We start from the raw sequence: 5,937 nt of genomic DNA, 5'->3' as shown, positions 1-5,937 counted from the left end.
CCCGGTGCGGCGTGGGTCGACCGCCGCGTCCGGTCAGGTGCCGGCGAGCGGGAGCGAGGCGGCGACGACCTGGCCCAGCGCCACCGCCCGCTCCAGGGCCTGGCGCAGCAGGTCCTCCCGGGGCTGGCGGCCGACCATGCCGGCCGGGACGGCGTACATGGTCACCTCGGCGAGCTGGCTGGCCGCCATCCGCCAGGCGTCGGTGACCTGGAGCGGCTGGTGGGCCTGCCACCAGCCGGTGCTGCCGCCGGCCGCGGCGGGCTGGAGGATCGCGTGCAGCTTGCCCATGGCGACCAGCACCGACCAGCCGGGCAGCTGCTCCGGGGTCTCGTCGAGGTCGCTGATCCGCTGGAACCCGGCGTCCTGGAGCAGGTCGAGGAACTCGTCCTCGCCGGAGGTGCTGCCGGGGCGGCCGACGGGGCCGGTGGGCTCGACCACCAGTGAGGCGTGTCCGACCTTGCCGTGCAGGACGAGTCCGCAGGTGATGCCGAGGATGGCGGCCTGGCCGGGGGCGGTCGGCTGGGGCAGGGCGTCGGAGGGGACCGCCGGGGACGGGAGGGCGAGGTCCGGGAGTGCGAGGTTCGGTACGACGAGGTCCGGGGTGGCTGCGGGCTGGGTCTGGCTGATGCTGCGGACTGCGCCGGCCAGCTGCTCCTCGGAGACCGGGACCACCTGGGAGGGGATGCAGCGGGCGTGGGCGAAGGCGAGGACGGCCGTCTCGTCGCCGACGAACAGCACCGTGCTGGTGGGGTCCGCGTGGGTGTCGCCGGGGGTGCGGCAGGAGGTGCATTCGTAGCTGTCGGGGGCGCGGTCGCCGCCCAGCAGGCGGTCGGCCTCATCGTCGCCGATCTCGGACCGGACCTCGTCGCTGACGTCGAGCATGCGCGGCACAGGGTCTCCTCGGATGGGTGCGGGTGGGTGTTCGGGGCGGACACGGAGAGGTCGCCATGCCCAACGGGCCCTTGTGTCAGGCGTCACGGGTGCCGGTCGAGGCTGACGGGAATTGCCCTGGATGCGACCGCACAGCGTGTTCTCGTGCTCGCAATCTGTCGATGTCGGTGACAGGACTGCCGGAATCGGGCGGTGAGGTGAGTCACGCCGCCTCGGGGTTTGATCTAGGAATCAACGGCCAAAGCGGACATTTCGGTCAGGATTGCTTGGTCATTACCTCCGGTAACCCCCGGCTGAGCTGGGCAGACCGGTGGAGTTTTGGTTTCCCCGCCGACCGACTCGTAGCTTCTTGGGCGGCGCAACGAGCGCCACCCGGGTTCACCCCCGACGCACCGGCCCCCCGGCTCCGGCGGGGTGCGGCAGGTGCCCGCCGACGCGATCGCTCGAACAGGTCGCCGGTGAGTGGCTGGGTGGCCGGGGCGGCAGCGGCACGTCCGACACGTGCACGGCCGTCCGACGGACGCGGCAAGCGACAGCGGCCCTCTTGAGGGCCTGGTTCCGCATGCCCGCCCGGGGCTGTCGAGAGGAACCCCATGACCTTCCGTCACGAGAACGCCGCTGCCACCCCCTCCACCGCCACCAAGCGCAACCGCGTGCGGATGGCCGTCGTGGCGGGCGCCGCTGTCGCGGCCCTGCCGGTGGCCGGTCTCGTCACGGCCACCTCGGCCTCCGCCGCGTCCGTCTCCACCTGGGACGCCGTCGCCCAGTGCGAGAGCGGCGGCAACTGGGCCATCAACACCGGCAACGGCTTCTACGGCGGTCTGCAGTTCACCTCCAGCACCTGGGCCGCTTACGGCGGCACCGCCTACGCCGCGCAGGCCAACCTCGCCACCAAGGCGCAGCAGATCGCCGTCGCCGAGAAGGTCCTCGCCTCGCAGGGCCCGGGCGCCTGGCCGGTCTGCTCCGTCAAGGCGGGCCTGACCAAGGGCGGCGCCCCGGCCGCCGTCGACACCTCGGCGGGCTCCGGTGCCGCTGCCGCCAAGCCGGCGCAGGCCCCGGCGCCGAAGGCTGCCGCCGCGCCGAAGGCTGCCCCGAAGGCCGCTGCCGAGCCGAAGGCTGCCCCCAAGGCCGCCGCCCCGAAGGCCGCTGCCCCGAAGGCTGCCGAGGCCAAGCAGGACGCCGCCAAGTCCTGGACCGGCTCCAACGACGCCAAGCCGGCCAAGGGCAGCTACACCGTCAAGTCCGGTGACACCCTGAGCGCCATCGCCGCCGCGCAGGGCCTGGACTGGCACGACCTGTACAAGAACAACGCCAAGGTCATCGGTGGCAACCCCGACCTGATCCTCCCGGGTCAGACCCTGAGCATCTGAGTCCCTTTCGGACGACTGGCGTCGTCCGGGGCTCGACGGCCGCTTCTCCGCTGTGCGGGGGAGCGGCCGTCGGCGTTCCCGGTGTGTCGCGGAGGCCCGGGGCGCGGGCCGTCTAGGGTCGGCTGCCATGCCGCATTCGTATGACGGGCGCCGTGACGAGCGCCGCGGGCGGGGCGCGCTTCGGTCGGGGGCGGTCGCCTTGGCGGTGCTGACGGCGATGGGGGCGGGCGCTGTGCGGGCCGGTGCGGTGGTGCCGGGGGCCGGGCCCGGGTCGGTCGTGGCGCGGGGGGCGGGGCCGGGGTCGGGGGTTCGCGGGGCCGCTGTGGGGACGGGGCTTGCTGAGGCGGTGCGGGTCGCTGCGAGGATACGGGCCGCTGAGGGGACGCGGGTCGCCGACCTGGTGTGGGACGAGCTCGCCGAGTGCGAGAGCGGCGGCGACTGGCGGGCCGACACCGGCAACGGCTTCTACGGCGGGCTGCAGATCCGGCTGTCCACCTGGGCTGAGGCCGGCGGCCTGCACTTCGCCGACCGGCCGGACCACGCGAGCCGGCGGGACCAGACGACGGTGGGGGAGGAGATCCTGCGGCAGCAGGGGTGGGAGGCCTGGCCGTCGTGTGCGCGGGAGTTGGGGTTGATCGGCGGGGGCGCGGGCGGCGCGGGCGGGTCGGCGCGGGGTGGGCGTGCCGGGGTGGGTTCCGCTGTCGGCGGGCTTGGGTCGGGTCGGGGCTCGGTCTGGGCCCCGGCCGGGCCGGTGGGGGAGGATGGTGGGGTGATCCAGGGCGAACTGTTCGGTGACCTGCCCGGGGGCTCAGCCGCTCGGGAACGGTTCGAGCCCGCGCCCGGAGCCGTGCTGCTGCCCGGCTGGCTGGACCCGGACGCCCGCCTGCGTCTGGTCACCGCCTGCCGGGAGTGGGCGCGCCCGCCGGCCGGGCTGCACGAGGTGCGGATGCCGACGGGCGGGGTGATGTCGGTGCGGATGGTCAGCCTCGGCTGGCACTGGTACCCGTACGGCTACGCACGGACCGCCGAGGACGGCACGCCGGTCAAGGCGTTCCCGCCCTTGCTCCGGGAGCTGGCCCGGCGTGCGGTGGCCGACGCCTACGGCGAGCGCGTCGGCGAGATCGCGGGCGCGGCGGCGTACGAACCGGACACCGCGATCGTCAACCACTACCCGCACGGCGCGAAGATGGGCCTCCACCAGGACCGCGACGAGCGCACGGACGCGCCGGTGGTCTCGCTCTCGCTCGGCGACGCCTGCGTGTTCCGGCTCGGGAACACCGAGACCAGGACCAGGCCGTGGACGGACTTCGAGCTGCACAGCGGGGACCTGCTGGTGTTCGGGGGGCCGGCGCGGTTCGCGTACCACGGGGTGGTGCGGACGCTGCCGGGGACGGCGGATCCGGCGCTGGGGCTGGTGGGGCGGCTGAACATCACGGTGCGGGAGTCGGGGCTGGAGAGGTAGGTGGCTGGCGGGTGTGCGGCTGGCGGGGTAGTGGCCGGCCAGGGTGCGTCATCTGTGCGTTCAATCGATTACTCGTTCGAGTGAATTGCTCGGCCTGCCCCGGTGAGCGGGAATGACCCGGGACGCCGGAGAATTCGAGTGAGCTGGAGAACTGATCGAAGCCCGGAGAGGGAGCGTGCGCATGGGTACCCCCGTCGACGACCTTGTGGATCTGCTCGACCTGGAGCAGATCGAGCTGAACATCTTCCGCGGGCGCAGCCCCGAGGAGGCGCTTCAGCGCACCTTCGGAGGCCAGGTCGCCGGACAGGCCCTGGTCGCGGCGGGGCGCACGGTGGAGGGCGGGCGCCCGGTCCACTCGCTGCACGCGTACTTCCTGCGCCCCGGGGTGCCCGGTGTGCCGATCGTCTACCAGGTCGACCGGATCCGCGACGGCCGCTCCTTCACCACCCGCCGGGTGCTCGCCATCCAGGGCGGCAGGTCGATCTTCGCGCTCACCGCGGACTTCCACCGGCCGGAGGAGGGCGGCATCGAGCACCAGTACCCGATGCCGGAGGTCCCCGCGCCCGAGGACCTGCCCAGCGCCCTGGAGGAGGTCGGCTCCCGGCTCGGCGAACTCCCCCCGTTCATCAGCCGCAGACAGCCCTTCGACATCCGCTACGTGGACCGGCTGCGCTGGAGCAAGGAGGAGCTGGAGGGCGTCGAGGCCCGCAGCGGCGTGTGGCTGCGCACCAACGGCCCGCTCCCGGACGATCCGCTGATCCACGTCTGCGCCCTCACCTACGCCAGCGACATGACGCTGCTCGACGCCGTCCGCGCCCCCGTCGAGCCGCTGTGGGGCACCCGGCACTTCGACATGGCCTCGCTGGACCACGCGATGTGGTTCCACCAGCCCTTCCGTGTCGACGACTGGCTGCTCTACCAGCAGGAGTCCCCGATAGCCCACGGCGCGCGCGGCCTGGCGCGCGGGCAGATCTTCGACCGGAGCGGGCAGCTGGTGGTGTCGGTGGTGCAGGAGGGCCTGTTCCGGCCGCTGAAGGGCTGAACCGGCCGGATCCGCTGGATCTGCCGGTTCGGCCGGTTCAGCCGTTTTCGGCCGTGGCCGGCCGGCTCAGCCGGCTCAGCCGACTCGGTCGACACGTCGAATCGGCGAAACCCGGCCGTCCCGTGTTGCCGCCGCATTGCAGTCTCCTTGCGATACGGGCGGCTCCCCGGGTTCGGGGAATGAACCGTCCGGGCGGGCGGTGTTGAGGAGGATGGCGTTGTGGAGGATGACCGAGACGGACGGTTCGAACGGCGGCCGTCCGCGCACCTGACCGGGAGGGTTGACCGATGACGGCGACGGCCGCGGAGGACTGGAAGCACTGGAGCGACGGACGGGCGGCGTCGGTGAGCGCGCCGCACGGCCAGCTCGCACTCACCGGCACGCACTGGCTGGAGGCCGAACCGGCCGAGCTGCCCGGGCTGCCCGGGCAGTGGTGGGCCGACGCCGAGGGGGTCCGGGTGCGGGCCACGGCCGCCGACGGCATCACCGTCACCGGCGCCGATGACCCGGTGGACGGCGAGGTGCTGCTGCGACCGGACACCGACCCGGCCGCCGACACGGCCGTCCTCGGCGATCTGCTGCTCGTCCCCATCGAGCGGGAGGGCGAGCTCGCCCTGCGGGTCTTCGACCCGGCCGCACCCCGCCGGGCCGCCTTCGCGGGCATCTCCGCCTACCCGTACGCGCCCGAGTGGGCCGTCCCCGCCGTCTTCACGCCATTCGACGGCGAGGCGCAGTCGGTCCTCGTCCCGAACGCGGACGGCAAGGACCGCCCGCTGGCCGTCAACGGGAAGGTCGAGTTCACGGTGGCCGGCGAGCACCGCACCCTGACCGTCAGCCGCTCCGGCAACCGCCTCACCGGCGTCATCGCGGACGCGACCAGCGGCATCGACACCTACCGCTTCCGCTTCATCACCCTGCCCGCCCCGGACGACCACGGCCGTACCGTCCTGGACCTTAACCGGGCCTACCTGCCGCCCTGCGCCTTCGCGGACCACTTCATCTGCCCGTTCCCGCCGCCGGGCAACCGGCTGGACTTCGCCGTGGAGGCGGGGGAGAAGCAGGTGCTGACCCGTTAGACCCAATGCCGGTGACTTTGGTGTCTGTGGCTCGTTGGTTGTGGTGTGGCAAGGGTGGGGCAGGTCAAGTCGCCTGCGGGTGAGCGGTTGTCGGAC

General features: G+C 73.3%; 5 protein-coding genes and 1 pseudogene. 5 read left to right on the top strand and 1 reads right to left on the bottom strand.

The genetic code is table 11. The features are described 5' to 3' along the window. Positions 1–33: 33 nt before the first annotated feature. Positions 34–891 (bottom strand): DUF8842 C-terminal domain-containing protein, encoded by an 858-nt coding sequence (locus tag ABT247_RS31070; protein WP_350749295.1) that lies wholly within the window; start codon positions 889–891, stop codon positions 34–36. A gap of 593 nt (positions 892–1,484) precedes the next feature. On the opposite strand from ABT247_RS31070, the gene ABT247_RS31065 reads away from it, so the two are divergent. The 5 genes and pseudogenes from ABT247_RS31065 to ABT247_RS31045 all read left to right on the top strand — a co-directional run bounded on the left by ABT247_RS31065 (position 1,485) and on the right by ABT247_RS31045 (position 5,841). Beyond that, entirely contained in the window at positions 1,485–2,261 is a 777-nt protein-coding gene (locus tag ABT247_RS31065) for a transglycosylase family protein (protein WP_350749292.1), read from the top strand. A 127-nt stretch (positions 2,262–2,388) separates the two neighbouring features. Continuing rightward, positions 2,389–2,865, top strand: a pseudogene (locus tag ABT247_RS31060) (transglycosylase family protein); the annotation flags it as partial. Positions 2,866–3,033: 168 nt separating this feature from the next. Continuing rightward, positions 3,034–3,723, top strand: a complete 690-nt coding sequence (locus ABT247_RS31055) for an alpha-ketoglutarate-dependent dioxygenase AlkB family protein (protein WP_502892537.1) — start codon at positions 3,034–3,036, stop codon at positions 3,721–3,723. 181 nt (positions 3,724–3,904) lie between these two features. Continuing rightward, positions 3,905–4,765 (top strand): acyl-CoA thioesterase II, encoded by an 861-nt coding sequence (gene tesB, locus ABT247_RS31050; RefSeq protein WP_350749289.1) that lies wholly within the window; start codon positions 3,905–3,907, stop codon positions 4,763–4,765. A 287-nt stretch (positions 4,766–5,052) separates the two neighbouring features. Further along, positions 5,053–5,841 (top strand): DUF1684 domain-containing protein, encoded by a 789-nt coding sequence (locus tag ABT247_RS31045; RefSeq protein WP_350749287.1) that lies wholly within the window; start codon positions 5,053–5,055, stop codon positions 5,839–5,841. Positions 5,842–5,937: the final 96 nt, after the last annotated feature.

Origin of the sequence: Kitasatospora sp. NPDC001539 (assembly GCF_040298565.1) — a bacterium.
Classification (GTDB): Bacteria; Actinomycetota; Actinomycetes; order Streptomycetales; family Streptomycetaceae; genus Kitasatospora.
The sequence above is the reverse complement of the archived record's forward strand: the minus strand, read 5'-3'. Positions and strand labels throughout refer to the sequence as shown.